The organism is Rhodococcus mengyinensis (assembly GCF_048381435.1).
Lineage (GTDB): Bacteria > Actinomycetota > Actinomycetes > Mycobacteriales > Mycobacteriaceae > Rhodococcus_F > Rhodococcus_F opacus_D.
Window position 1 is genome coordinate 1 of record NZ_JBLWIT010000054.1, and the last position, 19,249, is coordinate 19,249.

13 protein-coding genes and 1 pseudogene are annotated in these 19,249 nt (G+C 67.5%); 4 read left to right on the forward strand and 10 right to left on the reverse strand.

Going from position 1 to position 19,249, the window contains the following annotated elements; translation table 11 throughout:
- A partial coding sequence (locus ACNJ7E_RS10515; RefSeq protein WP_418339793.1) for an aldehyde dehydrogenase family protein occupies positions 1 to 425 on the reverse strand: 425 nt, incomplete at its 3' end.
- Positions 426 to 536: 111 nt separating this feature from the next.
- Here ACNJ7E_RS10515 and ACNJ7E_RS10520 point away from each other — a divergent pair.
- The gene (locus ACNJ7E_RS10520; RefSeq protein WP_418339794.1) at positions 537 to 1,430 is read left to right on the forward strand and encodes a LysR family transcriptional regulator; all 894 of its coding nucleotides are present in this window, start codon (positions 537 to 539) and stop codon (positions 1,428 to 1,430) included.
- 1 nt (position 1,431) lies between these two features.
- Here the strand turns inward: ACNJ7E_RS10520 and ACNJ7E_RS10525 are convergent, their stop codons facing one another.
- From ACNJ7E_RS10525 to hisD, 7 genes are all read right to left on the reverse strand, one after another.
- A complete protein-coding gene (locus ACNJ7E_RS10525; RefSeq protein ID WP_348539583.1) occupies positions 1,432 to 2,496 on the reverse strand; it encodes a LacI family DNA-binding transcriptional regulator in 1,065 nt (354 codons plus the stop codon).
- A gap of 72 nt (positions 2,497 to 2,568) precedes the next feature.
- Positions 2,569 to 3,951, reverse strand: a complete 1,383-nt coding sequence (locus tag ACNJ7E_RS10530; RefSeq protein WP_280779017.1) for an NAD(P)/FAD-dependent oxidoreductase — start codon at positions 3,949 to 3,951, stop codon at positions 2,569 to 2,571.
- A gap of 173 nt (positions 3,952 to 4,124) precedes the next feature.
- The gene (locus ACNJ7E_RS10535) at positions 4,125 to 4,964 is read right to left on the reverse strand and encodes a sugar phosphate isomerase/epimerase family protein (RefSeq protein ID WP_280779015.1); all 840 of its coding nucleotides are present in this window, start codon (positions 4,962 to 4,964) and stop codon (positions 4,125 to 4,127) included.
- Positions 4,965 to 4,976: 12 nt separating this feature from the next.
- On the reverse strand, positions 4,977 to 6,776 hold the full coding sequence (locus tag ACNJ7E_RS10540; RefSeq protein WP_280779014.1) for a thiamine pyrophosphate-binding protein: 1,800 nt from the start codon (positions 6,774 to 6,776) through the stop codon (positions 4,977 to 4,979).
- A 35-nt stretch (positions 6,777 to 6,811) separates the two neighbouring features.
- The gene (locus tag ACNJ7E_RS10545) at positions 6,812 to 8,398 is read right to left on the reverse strand and encodes a GMC family oxidoreductase (RefSeq protein ID WP_280779013.1); all 1,587 of its coding nucleotides are present in this window, start codon (positions 8,396 to 8,398) and stop codon (positions 6,812 to 6,814) included.
- 171 nt (positions 8,399 to 8,569) lie between these two features.
- Complete coding sequence (locus ACNJ7E_RS10550; RefSeq protein WP_317570265.1) at positions 8,570 to 9,964, reverse strand: aspartate ammonia-lyase; 1,395 nt, start codon at positions 9,962 to 9,964, stop codon at positions 8,570 to 8,572.
- The gene (gene hisD, locus ACNJ7E_RS10555) at positions 9,961 to 11,286 is read right to left on the reverse strand and encodes a histidinol dehydrogenase (protein ID WP_283352910.1); all 1,326 of its coding nucleotides are present in this window, start codon (positions 11,284 to 11,286) and stop codon (positions 9,961 to 9,963) included. The genes ACNJ7E_RS10550 and hisD overlap by 4 nt, the downstream gene beginning before the upstream one ends.
- A gap of 132 nt (positions 11,287 to 11,418) precedes the next feature.
- Between hisD and ACNJ7E_RS10560 the strand changes: the two genes are divergently transcribed.
- The 3 genes and pseudogenes from ACNJ7E_RS10560 to ACNJ7E_RS10570 all read left to right on the forward strand — a co-directional run bounded on the left by ACNJ7E_RS10560 (position 11,419) and on the right by ACNJ7E_RS10570 (position 15,804).
- On the forward strand, positions 11,419 to 12,960 hold the full coding sequence (locus ACNJ7E_RS10560) for a PucR family transcriptional regulator (protein WP_280779010.1): 1,542 nt from the start codon (positions 11,419 to 11,421) through the stop codon (positions 12,958 to 12,960).
- A gap of 186 nt (positions 12,961 to 13,146) precedes the next feature.
- Positions 13,147 to 14,463, forward strand: a pseudogene (locus ACNJ7E_RS10565) (MFS transporter); the annotation flags it as partial.
- Positions 14,464 to 14,580: 117 nt separating this feature from the next.
- Complete coding sequence (locus ACNJ7E_RS10570; protein WP_418339795.1) at positions 14,581 to 15,804, forward strand: MFS transporter; 1,224 nt, start codon at positions 14,581 to 14,583, stop codon at positions 15,802 to 15,804.
- Between the two features lie 72 nt (positions 15,805 to 15,876).
- On the opposite strand, the gene ACNJ7E_RS10575 is transcribed toward ACNJ7E_RS10570, so the two are convergent.
- Entirely contained in the window at positions 15,877 to 17,463 is a 1,587-nt protein-coding gene (locus tag ACNJ7E_RS10575; protein ID WP_418339796.1) for a GMC oxidoreductase, read from the reverse strand.
- A complete protein-coding gene (locus ACNJ7E_RS10580) occupies positions 17,460 to 19,247 on the reverse strand; it encodes a thiamine pyrophosphate-binding protein (RefSeq protein ID WP_418339797.1) in 1,788 nt (595 codons plus the stop codon). The genes ACNJ7E_RS10575 and ACNJ7E_RS10580 overlap by 4 nt, the downstream gene beginning before the upstream one ends.
- Between the last annotated feature and the right edge of the window lie 2 nt (positions 19,248 to 19,249).

Below are 19,249 nucleotides of genomic sequence, written 5' to 3' on the forward strand. Positions count from 1 at the left end.
GGGCCGACGGGTTGGCGGAGGGAGGAGACGTCGATGTTGGTGGAGGCGTTTTCGGTCATGCCGCCCTTGAGCAGGTGGGCGATGCCGCAGGCGAACTCGACGACTTCCTGGCCGCGGCTGACCTCGCCGAGGGCGTCGGAGACGACCTTGCCGTGCTCGGCGGTGATGATCTCGGCGAGTTCGCCCTTGCGGGCGTTGAGCAGTTCCCGGAATGTGAAGATCACCTGGGTGCGCTTGGCGAGGGAGGTGTCGCGCCAGGCGGGGAACGCGGCGGCGGCGGCGTCGATGACGGCGCGGGCGTCCTCGACGCTGGCGAGGGCGACCTGACCGGTCACGGCACCGGTCGCCGGATTCGTCACCGGAGCGGTATCGACGCGCGTTCCGGGGTAGGACTTGTTGTTGAGCCAATGCGAGATGACGGCCATGGGTTCACTCCTGGGAAAGGTGGGGTGCCCACGAGTCTGCTGGGCAACAATGCCTGCGTCAACGAGTAAAATGGCACTTCGGACTGCACTTTTGCACGAGGGATGAGGGCGATGTTCACCGCAGACAACATGCGTTACCTCCTCGAGTTGTCGAGAACCGGCCGCCTCGCCGATGCGGCGAAGCGGCTCGGCGTCGATCACACGACCGTCTCGCGGAGAATCACCCGGCTCGAGAAAGACACGGGCACGAGACTTTTCGATCGTGGCGTGTCGGGGTGGCAGCTCACCGAGGCGGGCCGGCGACTGGTTCCCCACGCGGAGGCGGTGGAATCCGCGGTGCTCGCCGCTCTCGACGAAACGTCGTCCCTGGGCGGGCTGACGGGCACCGTCCGCATCATCACTCCCGACGGTTTCGGGTCGTTCGTGCTGGTGCCGGGGTTGGCCGCTCTGCGGTCCGAGCACCCCGACCTGTTCACCGAACTGGTCACGTCGACCACCCACGACCTGCTGACCGGGCGCGACTTCGACATCGCGGTCACCCTCGAACGTCCGTCGCCGCGGTCCGTCGTGGTCCGCAAACTGGCCGAGTACGACCTTCGTCTGTACGCGTCGCGGCGCTACCTGGACACACACGACCCCATCACGTCACTCGAGGATCTCCGGCACCACACGCTCATCTGGTACGTGGATGCGTTCTTGGACGTCGAGCCGCTGCGGATCCTCGACGCGCTGATTCCGGACTTCCAGGCCCAGATCCAGACCAACAACATCGCGGGCCACTACCAGGCCGTGAAGCACGGAGTCGGGATCGCTCCGCTGCCGAGTTACATCGGCGCGCTGGACGAGGATCTGGTGCCGGTTCTCCGCGACGACTTCATCGCCCACCGCATCTACTGGCTGGTGGTACCGCGGGAACTGACGCGACTCGCGCGGGTGAAAGCGATCACCGAGGCGCTCTACTCCATCGTCGACGGCAATCCCGAACTGCGAGGTGCAACAGGGTAACTTACCGGTCCGCGGGGACGGGTCCGGCGCTCGCGCGGACGACGAGCTCGGTGGGGAGTGTGATTTCCCGTCCCGCTCCGCCGCCGATGATGTCGAGCAGCAGCTGCGCGGCCTCGCGGCCCTTGTCGACGAGTGGTTGCCGGACCGTCGTCAGTCCGGCGGCCCGGGCCGCGGGAATGTCGTCGAAACCGACCACCGACAGATCCTGTGGCACCCGGAGACCACGTTCGTGTGCGACGTCGATGGCCGCGAGGGCCAGCAGGTCGGAGGCGGCGATGACGGCGGTCACGGGACCGGCATCGAGCAACGTCTCGACGGCGGTGCGCGACAGTTCGTAGTCGAACCCGCCTGCTTCGACGACCACGGTGGACGACCACGGCACCGTGTATTTGCGGCAGGCGGACGCGTATCCGGCGAGGCGTTCCTTCATCACGTGATCTCGTGCGGCCCGGGTGCGGGCGGCGTCGACGGGCCCACCCTTGCCGTCGGGGACGAGCCGGTCGACGAGAAATCCGACACGGCGGTGCCCGAGCGACAGCACGTGCTCCGCGATCTCCTTGGCGGCCTGCCGATCCCGGATTCCGACCCGCGGGAGTCCGCCAGGATTGGGACCGTCGATCACGACTATCGGCAGCCGGCGGCTCATCGCCGTCTGCATTCCGGGGTGGCCGTCCGGCATCGCGTACGCGAGGAAGCCGTCCACCGCGCCCCGCACGAGCACGCCGGAACCCTCGGCCACCCGGGTCGACTCGAGTGGGCAGGGCAGCAGCGTCAGCGCGACCTCGGCGAGTTCACCAACCTCCGATATGCCTTTCAGCAACTGCGAGGTGGCCGGGTCGTCGAAGGCGTAGCGCAACGAGTCGGTGATCATCAGCCCCAGCGCACCGACCTGCCCGGTGCGGAGATTGCGTCCCGCGGGGTTGGGGCCGGCGTAGCCGAGTTCCGCGGCCACCTGGAAGATGTGGGCGCGCCGGGCTGCCGACAGCTTGTGGGGCTGGTTGTACGCGTACGAGACCGCGGCCTGGGACACGCCTGCCGCTCGGGCGACGTCGTGCATCGTGGTCACGAATGCCGATCCTCTCCGTCGCACGGTTACCGACCCCAGCTTATCGGCCGGACCGTGCGCGTCCCCCGGGTGTCAGCTCGCTCTGGCGACAACGGTGTCATCGTCGTCCTCACCCCGGTCGAGGAGAACGAGTGTGCCCATGACGTTGCGTGCCACCACCTGTTGATCGGTGACCGTCATCTGTCCCCGCCACGACCCGAGGAAGGTCCACGTCCACGACATGAGCGTGGACAGCCGGCTCCGGAACCCGACGACGTAGACGACGTGGACGGCCAGCCACAGGATCCACGCCAGAAATCCTGCGAGTTCGATGCCCCCGACCTTCACGACCGCGTGGAACCTCGAGATCGTGGCCATCGACCCCTTGTCCCGGTACCGGAAGGGAACGCGGTCGGGTGACGAGTCACGTCCTCGGGCGCCGGCCGCGATCTGCCGCGCCGCGTAGCGGCCACCCTGGATCGCGACCTGCGCCACCCCGGGAAGGCGGTCGCGCGCCATCATGTCTCCGATCACGAACACCTCGGGGTGTCCCGGCACCGTCAGGTCCTCGCGGACGGCGATCCGCCCGGCGCGGTCGAGTTCGGCCTCCGACTGCTCGGCCAGCTGCCTGGCCAGCGGGCTGGCTTCCACACCCGCCGACCACACCTTGCACGCGGATTCGATGCGGACGGTCTCGCCTCGCCCGTCCTTGATCGTCACGCCGTCCGCGTCGACGTCGGTGACGGCCGCCCCGAGCCGCACCTCGACACCGATCTTCTCGAGACGCTCGGCGGCGGTGGACCCGAGCCGGTCACCGAACGGCGGCAACACCGCGGACGCGGCGTCGAGGAGGACGATCCGGGCGTCGCGGGTATCGATGTTCCGGTACGCGCCGACCAGGGTTCGGTGGGCCAGTTCCGCTATCTGACCGGCCATCTCCACCCCGGTGGGTCCCGCGCCGACCACCACGAACGTCAGGAGGCGGGCCCGCTCCTCGGGGTCGGTGGACAGCTCGGCGCGTTCGAACGCGCCCAGGATCCGGCCGCGGAGTTCGAGTGCGTCGTCGATGGTCTTCATGCCGGGGGCGTGTTCGGCGAAGTGGTCGTTACCGAAGTACGACTGCCGGGCCCCGGCCGAGACGATCAGGCTGTCGTACTCGGTGGTGGTGGTTCTGCCCTGGTGGGCCGAGGTGATCCTGCGCGCGGTCAGGTCGATGTCGGTGACGTCTCCCAGTATCACCGAGGCGTTCGACTGTTTCCTCAACACCATCCGCGTCGACGGTGCGATTTCTCCCTCGGACAGGATTCCGGTCGCCACCTGGTACAGCAGCGGCTGGAACAGGTGGTGGCTGGTGCGGTCGACGACGAGCACGTCGACGTCGGCGCGGCGCAACGCCTTCGCGGCGAACAGGCCGCCGAATCCGGAACCGATGATCACCACGCGATGACGTGCCTCGGTGCGGGCAGGAGTATTCATCACACGCTCTTCCCGGATCGCGTCTATCGCCATCCGCAGTACTGGTAGGGGTGAACCGTGCCGCCCGACACGGGGCGTCGGGCGGCACGGTGGACACGACGCACCGGAGACTCGAATGTCGGTTCAGGATCCGGCGTGTCGCGAGATCACCTGCGGGACCGGCGACGCCGTTGTCAGCTGCCCTGGGTGCGGGTGATCAGATCTGTGAGGTAGGTGTAGCTCTTCTTCGCGGCCTCGAGACCACCGCACTCGACCGACAGGACGACGTCGTGGTCGGCGTCGTGGAGGGTCTTCACGATCCGTTCCCAGTCGATGACGCCGTCGCCGCAGGCGCAGCCGAGCATGCCGCGGACCTTGCCGCGCAGCCTCTTCGCGTCCTCGATACCGATGTCCTTGGCGTGCAGGTGCGTGACGCCGCCGACGATCTGCTCGAGCCACTCGTGCGGGTCGTTCTCACTGAGGTAGCTGTTGCCGGTGTCGAGGTTGATCGTCAACGCAGGGCTGTCGATCAGCGTCATGATCTTCTCGAGCCGCTCCGGGGTCGCTGTGTACTCGCCGTGCGTCTCGATCGCAATCTTGATGCCGCGCGGTTCGGCCACCTTCGCCGCCTCCTGCAGTGTGTACCGCATCAGCGTGTAGTTCTCCGCCTCGGTGGTCCACGTCGGCAGCGGCCCGTCGTCGACCATGATCATCGGCGACCCGACCTCGGCCGCGTAGCGGATCGACTGCTTCAGATAGTCGACGCTCACGTCCGGCTTGGCCAGCGGTGCATGACTGGACAGCGAGGAGATGCTCAGCCCGCGTGATTCGGCGGCGTCCCGCATGATCAGCGGGTCGTCGAGCATCGACCGGGTGTGGAAGTACCCGGCCGTGCTCAGCAACTCGCGGCCCCAGTAGACCATCGGCTCCACGTACTTGTAGCCGATCGCCGCGGCCTGGTCCATGGCCCAGTCGAACGACCCGTTCTCGAAGCGGGCGAACTCCAGGTTCAGGCCGAGCTTGATCTCTCCCATGCCGGTCTCCGATCAGAATCCGCGTTGCGCGACGTAGTCGTCGCGGACCTCGCCGTGGTAGGCGGGAACGGTGATGTCCCACCAGCCGGTCGGGTGCATCTCGGTCCACGGCAGCTCGTGGGCGCTCATCGCCTCGATGATCACCGGGCCGGGTGTCGCGAAGGCGCGCTCGATCGCGTCGGCCAGCTTCTCCGGGTCCTCGACGCGCTCGGCGCTGCAGCCGAGTGACTGAGCGAACCGGGTGATGTCGGCGAAATACGGTGTCCCGTCGAGGTTCTTCCACCCGGAGATGATTTCGCGTTCCTCACCGAACAGGCTGATCTGGAGGTCCTTGATCGCCTCCCAGCCGCCGTTGTTGAGCACGACGATCACCAGCGGCACTCCGAGCATCGCGGCGGTCGCGATCTCGGTGCCGGTCTGGAGGAAGCTGCCGTCGCCGACCATCGCCAGGACCGGGGTGTCCGGGGCGCCGATCTGCGCGCCGATCGCGGCGGGCACACCGAATCCGATGCCGGAGAAGCCGCCGGCCACGATGTTGGTCTTCGGGCCGTAGATCGGGAACTCGTTGAACGCCTGGTTCGCGGGGTTGGACGAGTCGGTGACCAGAATGCCCTCGCGCGGAAGGGCCTTGCGGATCTCGACCATCGCCCGCGAGTTGGTCATCGGGAGGTAGTCGGTGGTCCGCATCGGCCGCAGGTGCTCTTCCCACTGCGCCTTCAGGTCCTGCAGTTCGGCGAAGTAGCCGGTGCTGCGGTAGTCGAGGGCAGGCCCGAGGTCGGCGAGCACGTCGCGCAGCGCGGCGAGTGACGTTTTCGCGTCGCCGACGACGCCGACCTCGACCGGGTAGTTGCGGCCGATCTCGAAGCCGTCGATGTCGATCTGCACGAGTTTGGTGTTCGGGATGTCGAACGTGACGCCGGGGCGGTACGACGACGTGATGCGGTCGCTGAACCGGCAGCCGACGGCGAGGATCACGTCGGCGGTGCGCGTGACGCCGTTGCCGGGGATCGAACCCATGTCGCCGCACGGCCACGCGTAGAGGTCGTGGTCGGCGGGGAACGCGCCCTTACCCTGGAACGAATGGGTCACCGGCGCGCCGAGGTGCTCGGCGACGGCCATCAACTCGGCGGCGGCCTCGGCGTGGATGACGCCGCCGCCGGCCACGATGACGGGACGTTTCGCACCGGCGAGCAGGCGTGCGGCCTCGGCGATCACGGCCGGGTCACCGGTTGCGCGGGTGGCGGGACGGCGGGCACCGGTGTCGGGGGTGTAGTCGCCGTACTCGGCCTGCAGGTCCTGCGGGATGTCGACGAGCACGGGTCCGCGCCTGCCCTCGTGCATGGTGTTGAACGCCTGGGCGAGCGCCACCGGCAGCTGTTCGAGGCGGCTGGGCTGCCACCAGCGCTTGACCACCGGCTCCACCATGCGGGGAAAGTTGTTGCCGTGCGGGCGGTCGATCTCCTGAAGCACCCCGCGGTTCTCCATGTAGGTGTGCACGGCACCGGTGATCAGCAGCATCGGCATCGAGTCGGCGAAGGCCGTCGCGAGCCCGGTGAGGGTGTTGGTCGCACCCGGTCCGATGGAGGTACAGATCGCGGCGATCTTGCCGGAGGCCCGGTAGTAGCCGTCGGCCATGTGGGCGGCGCCCTGTTCGTGCATGGCCGGCACCAGTTCGATCTCGTCGGCTCGGTCGACGAACGCGTCGAGGAGGGCGGTGTTGCCGTGTCCGGGGATCGCGAAGACCTTCTCGACTCCCTCGCGGATGAGGAAGTCGACGACCATCTGTCCGCCGGTGAGTTTCTGTGTTGTCATCGAAGAGGCTTTCTGGGTGTGGTGGGGGCGAAGCGTCACAGGGACGCGGACTGGGCCGGGGTGTCGTGGGAACGGGTCTTGCCGATTCGGTCGGCGATGCTCTCGGCGACGCGGAAGGCGTTGGCCGCGATGGACAGGGCAGGGTTCATCACGGGCAGGGACGGGAAGAACGACGAGTCGACGACGTACAGGTTGCCGACGTCGTGGGCGCGGCAGTCGGCGTCGAGGACGGAGGTCGCGGGGTCGGTTCCGGCCCGCACGGTGCCGGCCTGGTGGGAGTTGACTTCGATGCCGGTGCCCTGGCTGAAGACGAACGGATAGCCGATCTTCCGGAGGATCTTGCGCACCTCGCGGACGAGTACCTCGTGGGCGCGAGTGTTGTTGGGGGTCCACGCGATCTGGATGTTGCCGTCGTCGGTGAGGGTGACGCGGTTGTCCGGATCGGGCAGATCCTCGGTGAACAGCCACCAGTCCATGCTGCGGGCGGTGGCCTGGCTCAGTGCCCACTTGGGGATCAGCGGCCGTTGGCCCTTGATCATCTCGCCCTGCAACTTGCCGATGAGTTGCACGTGTCCCAGCGGGTAGGGGTGGTCGGCGGTGCCGTGAGTGTAGAAATCGTTGATGTACAACGTCTTCTGGAACTCGGACGTGTTCTTCTTCAGCGGGTTGACGCCGACCATGATGGAGTTGTTGTGCACCATGTAGTTTCGTCCGACCATGCCGGAGGAGTTGGCGAGACCGTCCGGGTGTGCGGCGTTCGCCGACCGGAGCAGCAGTGCCGCGGAGTTGACGGCGCCACAGGACACCACCACGGTGCGTGCATCGACGACGAGTTCGGTGCCGCGGTGCCGGATCTGCACGCCGGTGGCCAGGTGCCCGGTCTCGTCGGTGAGCACGCGCTCGGCGTACGCGTTGGTCAGCAGTTCCACCGAGCCGGACGCGATGGCGGGTCGGACGCAGCACACATCCGCGTCCGACTTCGCCAGCACCCGGCAGGGGAACCCGTCGCAGGTCCGACATCGGATACATCCGCCGCCGTCGCGCAGGTCGATGCCCAGTGGGATGTTGGACGGCGTGTACCCGAGGCGCCGCAGTGCGTCGGCCGCCTCCTGTACCGGTGGCTCGTGTCCGATCGCCGGGTAGGGGAAGGGTTCGTCGCGGGGGAGCGTCGGGTCGTCGGTGTGATCGCCGTGGACCCGGTACACCTGTTCTGCCCGTGCGTAATACGAGGCGAAGTCGTCGTACGAGAAGGGCCACTCGGGAGATTCGCCGGCCTCGTGTTGCGTCGACTGGAAGTCTTCACGCCGGAACCGCACCAGCGACGAGCCGTACAGCTTCGTGTTCCCGCCGACGTAGTAGTACGTGCCGGGGCTGAACGGCCTGCCCTCGGTGTCGTACCACTGCTCGGCGTTCGCGTACCGGTGACCTTCGAAGACTTCTTGCGGGTCCCAGTTCTGCTTCTCCTGCGGCAGGAAGTCGCCGCGCTCGATCAGAAGCACGTCGACTCCCGAGTCCGCGAGCGCGTAGGCGAGCGTTCCGCCGCCCATTCCGCTGCCGACGATGACGACGTCGTAGCTGTGTTTGCTCGGGCCTGTGGGCTCCCCCACGGATGCGTCTCTCATGGGTCCTGCTCCTCGGTCGTAGAGAGTGGTGTCACGGATCTGCCGGGCGGGTCGACGTGAACCGGCAGTCGGTGGATGGTTATACGTATAACTAAAGGTTAGCGGCAGTGCCGGGGATGTCAACCCCGCACGAGCAACTCATCCCGGCGGGGGATGAGCTGCTCGCGGCGGTCAGGGCACGAGCGGTCGAGTGAGGTTCTCCGGCCGCAGCACGTCGTCGAGTTGCTCGCGACTGAGCAGACCCCGCTCGAGCACGAGCGCGGCGACGGTGCGCCCGGTCGCGAGTGCGTCGGCGGCGATCGCGGTGGCCGCGGTGTACCCGATGTGCGGGTTGAGGGCCGTGACCACGCCGATGGACGCGTCCACCATGTTCTTCAGATGGTCGACGTTCGCGCCGATGCCGACCACGCAGCGTTCCCGCAGGACGGTGCATCCGCGCGTGAGCAGTTCGATCGTCTCGAACAGGCTGTGCGCGATCACCGGCTCGAAGGCATTGAGCTGAAGCTGCCCACCCTCGGCCGCCATCGTCACCGTCAGGTCGTTGCCGACCACCCGGAAGGCGATCTGGTTCACCACCTCCGGGATCACCGGGTTCACCTTGCCCGGCATGATCGACGATCCTGCCTGTACGGGCGGCAACGTGATCTCACCGAAACCGGCACGCGGCCCCGACGACAGGAGCCGAAGGTCGTTGCAGATCTTGGACAGCTTCACCGCGGTGCGTTTGAGCACCCCGGACAGCTGCACGAACGCCCCGACGTCCTGCGTGGCTTCGATCAGGTCGGACGCCGTCGTCACCTCGATTCCGGTGATCGCGGCAAGATGTTCGCGCACCCGCCACGCGTACTCGTGGTGCGCGTTGAGACCGGTCCCGATCGCCGTTCCACCCAGATTGATCTCGGAGATGAGCGTCGCCGCCTCCCCGAGCCGCTGGGAATCCTCGTCGATCATGAGAGCGAACGTCGCGATCTCCTGGCCCAGGGTCATCGGAACCGCATCCTGCAACTGGGTGCGGCCGACCTTGAGGACGTCGGAGAACTCCGTCGACTTCACCGCGAACTCCGCCGCCAAGTCCCGCATGGCCGCCCGCAGCCTGGTCAGGGCGGTTTGCAGGCCGGCCTTGATTGCGGTGGGGTAGACGTCGTTCGTGCTCTGGCTCATGTTCACGTGCTCGAGCGGATGGAGATACTCGTAGCTGCCGCGCCGGTGACCGAGCAATTCCAGAGCCCGGTTGGCCACCACCTCGTTCGCGTTCATGTTCGTCGACGTGCCGGCGCCGCCCTGGATGACGTCCACGACGAACTGGTCGCGCAGGGCACCGGCCCGGATCTCCTCGCAGGCCGCCACGATGGCGTCCGCTTCGCGCCGCGGCAGCAGGCCGAGGCTCGCATTGGTCTGCGCCGCAGCCTGCTTGACGGACGCCAGCGCCGACACGAGGTCGGGATGGCTGGCCAGCGGAATGCCGGTGATCGGGAAGTTCTCCGTCGCCCGCAAAGTGTGGATGCCGTAGTAGGCGTCGTCGGGGACCTCGCGGTCGCCGAGGAGGTCGTGTTCGGTGCGGGTCATCGTTCGGACGTCACCCGGGTCGGGAGGTCGCCCCACGGGAGCGGGGCGCTGCCGAACTTGGCGGCGCGAAGGTCGCCGGAGCGGGCGTGCCCCTCGAACTTCTCCAGCCGCGACAGGCGGCCGCACACCTCGCCGAGCTTCGCGCTGCTGCCGAGGTCGCGCACCTCCTGGTAGGTGAGCGTCTTGAGGAACTTGCCCACCCACAGACCGCCCGTGTAGCGGGCCGCACCGAGCGTCGGGAGAACGTGGTTGGTCCCGATCAGCTTGTCGCCGTAGGGAACACACGTGCCTTCGCCGAGGAACAGGGCGCCGTAGTTCCGCATGGAGGTCAGGGCCTGACGGGGGTCCTCGGTGAGGATCTGGACGTGCTCCGACGCGAAGACGTCGGCGAGCCGGTACGCCTCGTCGAGCGTGTCCACCACGTGGATCTGGCCGTGATCACGCCACGCGGGGCCGGCGATGGCGTTGGTGACCAATCCGGGGAGCAAGGCGTCGATATGGTCGATCACCGCCCGTCCCACGGACTCCGACGTGGTGATCAGCACGCACGGCGAATCGGGGCCGTGCTCGGCCTGGCTCAGCAGGTCGACGGCGATGGTGAACGGGTCGGCCAGATCGTCCGCGACGATGAGCGTTTCGGTCGGCCCGGCGAAGAGGTCGATCCCGACCTCGCCGAACAGCTGGCGCTTCGCCTCGGCCACGTAGGCGTTGCCGGGGCCGGTGAGGATGGACACCGGGTCGATGGACTCGGTGCCCAGTGCGAGTGCGGCGACCGCCTGCACTCCGCCGAGAACGAAGATCTCGTCGGCGCCGGCAAGGTGCATCGCCGCGACACTGATCTGCGGCGGCTCGCCGGCATTCGGGGGCGTCGTCGCGGCGACGCGTTCGACACCCGCGACCTTCGCGGTGAGGACCGTCATGTGCGCGGAAGCGGTCAGCGGGTAGCGCCCGCCGGGAACGTAGGCGGCAGCCGCGTCGATCGGGACGTTGCGGTGCCCGAGGAACACGCCCGGCAGGGTCTCGACCTCGAGGTCCTGGATGGAGTCCCGCTGCGCCTGGGCGAAGTCGCGAATCTGGCGCTGCGCGAATCGCAGATCGTCGAGGACGGTCTCGGGAACGGACTTCACGATCTCCGCCACCCGGTCCTCGCTCAGCCGGAACGATTCGGGGGACCAACCGTCGAACTTCTCGGAGTACTTCCGGACGGCCTCGTCGCCGTTCGCGCGGACATCGGCGATGACGGCGGCGACGGTGTCGACCACGGCGGGGTTGCTCGCCCGCTGCGCTGGTTCACCGACGGCGGCCTTGAGAACGAATGACATGGGATGCTTCCTTCGGATGAGCGAGGGGCTGGATCTGTTGCCACTCAGCATCGCGGTGCCACACACGTTTCCGACAGTTGCATTGTGGGAACTATTTGCGTCGGTTCATGCACGTTCTGTGTACCATTGAGCATGGTCTTCACCGTCGCCGACGCTCTCGACATCGATCTCCTGAAAGACGCGGGAGCCCGTGTCCTGACCGGATCGGACAGCCTCGACCGTGAGGTCCGCTGGGTGCATTCGTCGGAGATCTCGGATATCGCCCGCTTCCTCCGGGGTGGAGAATTACTCCTGACCGCCGGGCTCGGAATGGGCAGCACGGGCGCCCTTCAACAGGTGTTCGTCCGTGCAGCCGCTCATGCCGGGGCCGCCGCTCTCGTCATCGAGGAGTCGGGACGGATGTTCGACCGCGTACCGGATGCAGTGGTCGCCGAAGGGCAGGCCTGCGGCCTGCCGATCATCGCCCTTGCCCGCGAGGTGTCGTTCGCCGGTGTCTCGTCGCAGGTGCACGAGATCCTGACCGACAAGCGCCTGCAGGCGCTCACCCACGAACGAGAAGTCGAGTCCACGTTCTCGAATCTCCTCCTGGACGGCGCCGACTACCTCTCGATCGTGCAGACGCTGGCCGAACTCACCGACGGCACGGTGGTACTCGAGAACATCGCACATCGCGTGATGGCGTACGTCGGCGAATTCGACGAGGAGGCCGGCATCGAGGACTGGGACCGGCACGCGCGGGGCCTCCACAGCGACGACAGCGGATGCGTCCGCAGACCGGTCTTGATGCGCGGTCAGCCGTGGGGCTGGATTCACGTCTTCACCGACCGGCCCGCGACCGAACGGTCCACCGCGGCCTTCGCGACCGAACGTGCCGCCGCGGCCGTCGCGATCTCGTTGCTGACCGACCGGAGCCGCGAAGCGAGGGACGATCAGCGGAGCACGGCACTGATCACGCGACTACTGATCGGCGATCTCTCCGGGGCCGAATTCGTCGATCAGGCAGGAAGACTCGGGTACCAGCTGGGGTCGGGACAGATCGTCGTCGTCATCGCGAACAAGGATGCCCGCGACGAGTCGTCCGGTCCGCGCGCCGGCCGTCAGATCGACACGGGTGCGATCAGCGCCGACATGGGCGACTACGTCGTGGCTGTGGCGGCGGAGTCCGGCCGGACCCGCGCCGAGCTCGCGGGTCTGCTCGGGAAAATGGAGCACGGCGGCGGTATGAGCCGCGCGGTGCCCGCATCGATGCTGCAGGTCGCGGTCACACAGGCGAAGAGTGCCGCCGCGGTGTCGCGCTCCCTGCCTGCCTCACCCATGCTGCATTTCGACGACCTCGGCGTCGAACGTCTGCTCGTGACGTTGGCGCAGGGGCCCGAGCTCGCCAGTTTCGTCGAGGACGAGCTCGGCCCACTGCTCACGAAGGACGCGCAGTCCACGACCCCGCTGTTGCCGACGCTGCGAGCATTCCTTTCCGTCGACGGCCGCAAGACCGAAGCGGCGGAGAAACTCTTCATCCAGCGCCGGACCTTGTACAACCGGCTCGACCGCATCGCCGCGATCCTGGGCAAATCCCTGGACGATGCCGCCACTCGCCAAAGCCTGCTGCTCGCGGTGAAGGGGCTGGATCTGCTCGAGGGGTCGTCGGTCGTGGCTCGACGGAGCGGGCGACCATGACGCTGTCGCCGGCTTCTCATTCTGTGCAGTCTGCGCGCAGGAGGTACACGGTCTGTACCTGTTGTGCGGCGCGTCACCTTCGTAGTGTTTTCACCAAGATTCCGGCCATCCAGTCGGCGTTGATCGAAAGTTCACGCACTCGCTACTCGCTGAACGGACGCCTACCCCCGTAGGCGCCCGCGGCGGTCCGAGACCTACCGCAAGGACGAAATCATGGCAACACATGGAGCAGGCACCGCTCCCGTGCTCGACCATACACGCGTGCGTAAGGCGCGAATCGCGACGTTCTTCGGCTTCTTCCAGCTGGGCGCCGTGATGTTGATGTGGTCGACGAGCACCACCTCGTTGCGTAGTCACCTCGGATGGGAAGGCGACGGCGGCGACTCTCAGTTCGGCCTCCTCGCGCTGTCGATCGGTATCGGCGCCGCTGTCGGCTGTTTCGCCATCGGCCCCTTCATCGATCGGTACGGTCCGAGAAACACGGCCATGCCCACGATGGTCGTCTACCCCCTCTGTTACATCCCCCTCGCGTTCCTCGACGGACTGGTCGGAGCGATGGTGATCGGCGTGCTCATCGGACTGCTCCGCGGTGCCTTCGACACGGCGTTCAACACCCATGGTGTGCAGGTCGAGCGGTACTACGGGCGACCCATCATGTCCGCGTTCCACGCCGCCTACCCGGCGGGTGGCTTCGTTCTCGGACTCGTCGGCAGCGCTCTGGCGCGGCACTTCACCGACAGCCCGGCCGTCGCCTACATCTCGATCGGCGTGGTCCTGTCGGTACTCGGTGTCGTCTTCGGTAAGTGGCTTCTCTCCCTTGACGAGTTGCTGCCTCCGGAACGGGACGAGATTCCGGGCGCCGCCGACCCCGCGCACCCGGGGAAGCGTTCGGCCACCACGGCGACGCTTCTCGTGATGATCGGATTCGGTGTGCTCCTGCTCGGATCGATGTTGAGCGAGGGCGCGGTCCTGGACTGGGGTCAGGAATTCGTTCGCCGCGCGGTCGGCACCACGGCGGGCCTGGCAGCGACGGCTGTCACGCTCTACTCGGGAGCGCAGTTCGTCGGCCGGTTGTTCGGCGACAAGCTGGCCGAGTACTTCGGCGCTCGACTCATCGTCGGTGCGAGCGGTGTCATCGGTGCCGCCGGTGCGCTTCTCGCGATGCTGGGTGGCTCGGCGCCGCTCGCCCTCACCGGTTTCGTGTTGCTGGGCCTGGGCCTGGCGTGCATGGCGCCCCTCATGCTGTCGGCGGCCGGTCGACGCGATCCCGAGAACGCGGGACGGAACATCGGTCTGGTCAACGCAATCGGCTACGTGGGCATGCTCGTCGGGCCGGCCGCGATCACCGTCGTCGTCGACAACCTCGGTATCGAATGGATGCCGCTGCTGCCGGCCATCCTTCTCGCGCTGATCGCGATCGGCGGTCCCACGCTGATGCGCCTGGTGCCGCGCTACCACAAGCCGGCGTCGGAGACGACCAGGCACGAGGTCGCGACCGGATAGGTCGTCCGCCACTTCCGGTTCCTGCGGTCCGGTACCTCTCCCGAGGTGCCGGACCGCCTTTCGTGTCCTGACCAGGTGATACGATTAACCATCCCTCGACACGAACTGGAGACAGCTGTGCCTACCGAGAGTCCACCGTTGAAGCGCGGTGAGCGTGGCTGGAAAACAGCAACTTTCGTCATCTTCGTCGGAACGGGGATCACCTATGCGTCCTGGGTGACCCGCACCCCGGCCATTCGCTCGTCCCTCGGAGTCGGCACGGGCGACATGGGTCTGATCATTCTCGGTCTGTCGATCGGATCGATGGCGGGACTGCTGCTCGCCGGTCCCGTCGTCGCCCGGATCGGTGCCCGTCACGTCATCACGGCCGCGGCCACCGTCGCGAGCCTCGGCCTGTTCACGGTGGGGCTCGGTTCGGGTGTCGCGATCGCGGCCCTGGTCGGTCTGGGACTCGCGTTCACCGGTGCGGGATTCGGCATGTGCGAGGTGGCCCTCAACGTCGAGGGCGCAGCGATCGAGAAGCGCATGGGACGCAGCTTCCTTCCGTCGCTGCACGGTGCGTTCAGTCTCGGAACGCTCGCCGGCGCGGGCCTCGGGGCGGTCGCCGAACTGCTCGATGTTCCGGTGCCGGTGCATCTCGGGGTGCTGGCCGTCGTGGTCCTCGTGTCGAGCGTGAGCGTCGTGGCGCTGCTACCTCCGGCTACCGGACGAGAGGCCGGGCGCACCCGCCGTCGATCCGGTACGTCCGGCGGTCCGACCATCTGGCGGGACACCCGGATCGTTCTCCTCGGCCTGATCGCACTGGGCATGGCGTTCGCGGAAGGCAGCGCCAACGATTGGCTTCCACTGGGAATCGTCGACGGGTACGGCGTCGGATCGGCCACCGGCGCCGCGTTCTACGTCGTGTTCGTGGCCGCGATGACGTCGGGCCGCCTGCTCGGCGGGCGTGTCGTCGACCGGTACGGCCGCGCTGCGACCGTCCGCTGGTCCGCGGCGCTCGCGGTGGCGGGGGTCCTGATCGTGATCCTGGCGGGGAACCTGGTACTCGCCGCGCTCGGCTGTGCGTTGTGGGGTGTCGGTGTCGCTCTCGGATTTCCGCTCGCGCTGTCCGCGGCGGCCGACTCGGGGGCCGACGCCGCGCGACGCGTCAGCGCGGTGTCGACGCTCGGGTACATGGCATTTCTGGTCGGTCCGCCGCTCCTCGGGCTGCTCGGGGAACAGTTCGGACTCCTGCAGGCCTTCTACGTCGTTCTCGCCGGCGCCGTCCTCGCCGGGCTCGTGGCGAGCAAGGCCGGGGAAACCCGTGAGACCGAGGAGTCTCCGCTCGCCCGCGTGAGGTGAGAGCGGCTCGAGGTGAGCACGCGATCGCCCGGCCTCTGAGAACGAGGCCGGGCGAACCGTGATCGGATCACATCACACTGCGGCAGAAGCGATCTCCGGCGCCACGCGCAGCGCGTTGGCCGCGATGGTCAACGCGGGATTGAGCGCCGCCGACGACGGGAAGAACGAGCCGTCCACGACCCACAGATTGTCGACGTCGTGACTGCGACAGTGGGGGTCGAGGACACTCGCCGCCGGATCGGTACCCGCGACCGCGGTTCCGCACATGTGCGAGTTCGTCGCGATCCCCATCCGCTCGGTGAGGATGATCGGATACCCCGCCTTGCGGACCGCCGCGGAGACGCGGCGAACCAGTTCACTGTGCGGTGCCGTGTTGTTGGGCGTCCAGTCGACGATGATCCGGTCGCCGTCGATCCGGACCCGGTTGTTCCGCGTCGGCAGATCCTCGGTGGTGAGGTAGATGTCGAGGCTGCGATCCACCACCGCCTTCAGCGCCCACGTCGGAGCCCAGGGCCGCGCCCCCTTCACGTGCGCGGCCTGCAGTTTGCCGAGCATCTGCAGATTGCCGAGCGGGTACTCGTTGTTCGGGCCCGCGACGTACCAGTCGTTGATTCCCAGCGTCTTCTGCCACGCAGTCGTGTTCGTGCGGAAGGGGTTGACGCCCATGAAGAACGTGCTGTTGTGCACCATGTAGTTCCGGCCCAGCAGCCCTGACGAGTTGCCGAGGCCGTCCGGATTCCGTTCGTCGGCCGATCGGAGCAGCAGTGCCGCGGTGTTGACCGCCCCTGCCGAGACCACGAACTGGTTGGCCGTGATCCGGATCGTGCGACCACGGAACTCGGCCTCCGCGGCGACGATTCGCGTGCCCTTCGCATCGGTGAGCAGACGCGTCACCTTCGCTTCGGTGAGCAGACGCACCCGCTCCGACTCGAGAGCGGGCCGCAGCGCGCGGTTCTCCGCCTCACTCTTGTGATCGGTCTGCGACGGGGTGCCGTCCGACGCCGTCGACTGCCTGCGATGCTCCTGCGTGGTCAGGTTCATGCCGTTCGGTGTGTGGAACGGGTGCAGTCCCTGTCGACGAAGCGAGGACGCGAAACGCTCGATCGTCGGCTCGTGCGGCAACGGCGGCAACGGGTACGGAGACGACCGCGGCGGTTCCGTCGGATCCTCGCCGTCGATACCGTGCACCTGGTAGAGGCGCTCCGCCGCGGCGTAGAACGGTTCGAGATCGGCGTAGCCGAACGGCCACTTCGGTGAGATGCCGTCGTAGTGCTGCGTCTCCTCGAAATCCGTGACGCGGAAGCGGGGGAGGCTGCCGCCGTAGAACTTGGTGTTACCGCCCACCCAGTAGTACACGCCGGGCTGGAACGGTTCACCGTTGCTGCCGTCGAACCACGGTTCCGCGGTCTTGTACCGGCCTTCGAGGAACATTTCCGCGGCCTGCGAGTTCTCCACCTCGCGGGGGAGGAACCGCCCGCGCTCGACGACCAGGACGTCGACGTCCCGATCGCGGAGCGCCCACGCCAGCGTCGAACCACCCATCCCGGATCCGACGACCACGACATCGGCGGTGACCGTGTCGGAGTCGCCCACATCGACCACCGCGCCTTCGCGCAGCGGTGAATACGCGTCGATCTGATCGTGTCCGGACGTTCTCACAGGTGCTGTTCCTTGGCTCGGGTCGCCCAGTACTCGTCCTGACGCTCGTCCTCGATGTACGCGGGAACGGGGAAGTCCCACCAACCGGGAACCCACGGTCCCGCCGCATCACGATCGGTCGGGATTTCGATCAGCGCAGGCGCTTTCGAGTCGAAGGCCTTCCGGTAGGTGCTCTCGAGGTCGGCCGGGTCGTCCACCCGGAACGATTCGAGTCCGAACGACTGGCCGAGTGCCTTGAAGTCGGGGCTGTACGGGGTGCCGTCGGGGCGATTGAACTCGGTGCCGATGTGCCGGCTGGTCTGCTTGCGTTGCCCACCGCGGATGGACATGAAGCCCGCGTTGTCCTGGACCACGAAGAGCACCGGAATGTCGTGCTGCACGCAGACACCGATCTCCTGCGATGTCATGAGGAAGTCGCCGTCACCGAGCACGCACGCCACCTGCCGGTCAGGGGCGGCGAGCTTGGCGCCGATCGCGGCAGGCACGGCCCAGCCCATGGACGAGAATCCGCCGGACGTCAGGTGGGTGCGCGGGTGATACACCGGGAACGTCTGCTTCACGGCGCCCTGGCTGTTGCCGGAGCCGGCGACGATGATGCCGTCCCGTTCCATCACCGACCGCAGACCGCCGAGGGGGCGCTGGGAGGTGAACGGGAACCGGTCGGAATCGCGCCGGCCTGCGAGCTTGGTCTCCCACTCGGCCTTCAGCTGCTCGAGTTCGGCGAGGTATTCGGACCGGTCGGCGCTGCTGCGGGGGAGGGAGGCGACGATCGCGGCGACGGTCGGCTTGGCGTCGGCGACTATGCCGACCTCGGCCGGGTAGTTCTTGCCGATCTCGTGCGGATCGATGTCGATGTGGATGAGCTTGGCGGGCGGAATCGAGAACGTGACTCCCTGCGCGTAGCTGGAGGAAGACCAGTCGGTGAACCGGCATCCGATGGAGATCACCACGTCGGCGCGGGACGCGACGGCGTTGCCCACGATCGTTCCTGTCTGGCCGACGCTGCCCGCGAACAGGGCGTGGTCCTCGGGGAACGCGCTCTTGCCGTTCCACGTGGTGACCACGGGGATCTGCCACGCCTCGGCGAGGGCGAGCACCTCGTCGGCCGAGTCGGACGTGATGGCGCCGCCGCCGACGACGATCACCGGCCGGCGTGAGTCACGGAGCACGTCGACGGCCTTGTCGATCGCCAACGGGTCGGGCTGCTGGAGCCCGACCGGCAGCCGCCGTGCGAGGTCGTGAAGGGAGACGTCGGCGGCCTCGGCCTGCACGTCCATCGGCACCTCGATGTGCGCGGGCCCCGGGCGACCGGTCAGCATGGTGCTGAACGCACGGTGCATGATGAACGGCAGTTCCTCCACGCGGGTGGCGACCCAGCTGCGCTTCGACACTGCGTCGGTGACCTGCGGAAAGCCGTTGTCGGTGTGCCGCTCGAGTTCCTGGAGCAGACCACGCCCGCGCATGTGAGTGGGCGGCCCGCCGGTGATGCACAGCAGACTCGTCGAGTCGCTGTACGCGGTCGCGAGACCGAGCACGGTGTTCGCCGCGCCGGCCCCGATCGACGCCACCGCGGCCATCGGCTTCCCGGACACCCGGTAGTACCCGTCCGCGAGGTGCGTGGCGCTCTGCTCGTGGTAGACCTGGATGAACGGGATCTCGGACCCCTTCTCCAGGAACGCATCGGTGAGCGACCAGATCCCGTGGCCGGGAATTCCGGTGACGTACTCGACGCCGTACTGCTTCAGGACCTGGGCGACCACCTGCCCGCCGGTCAATTTCGCCATGA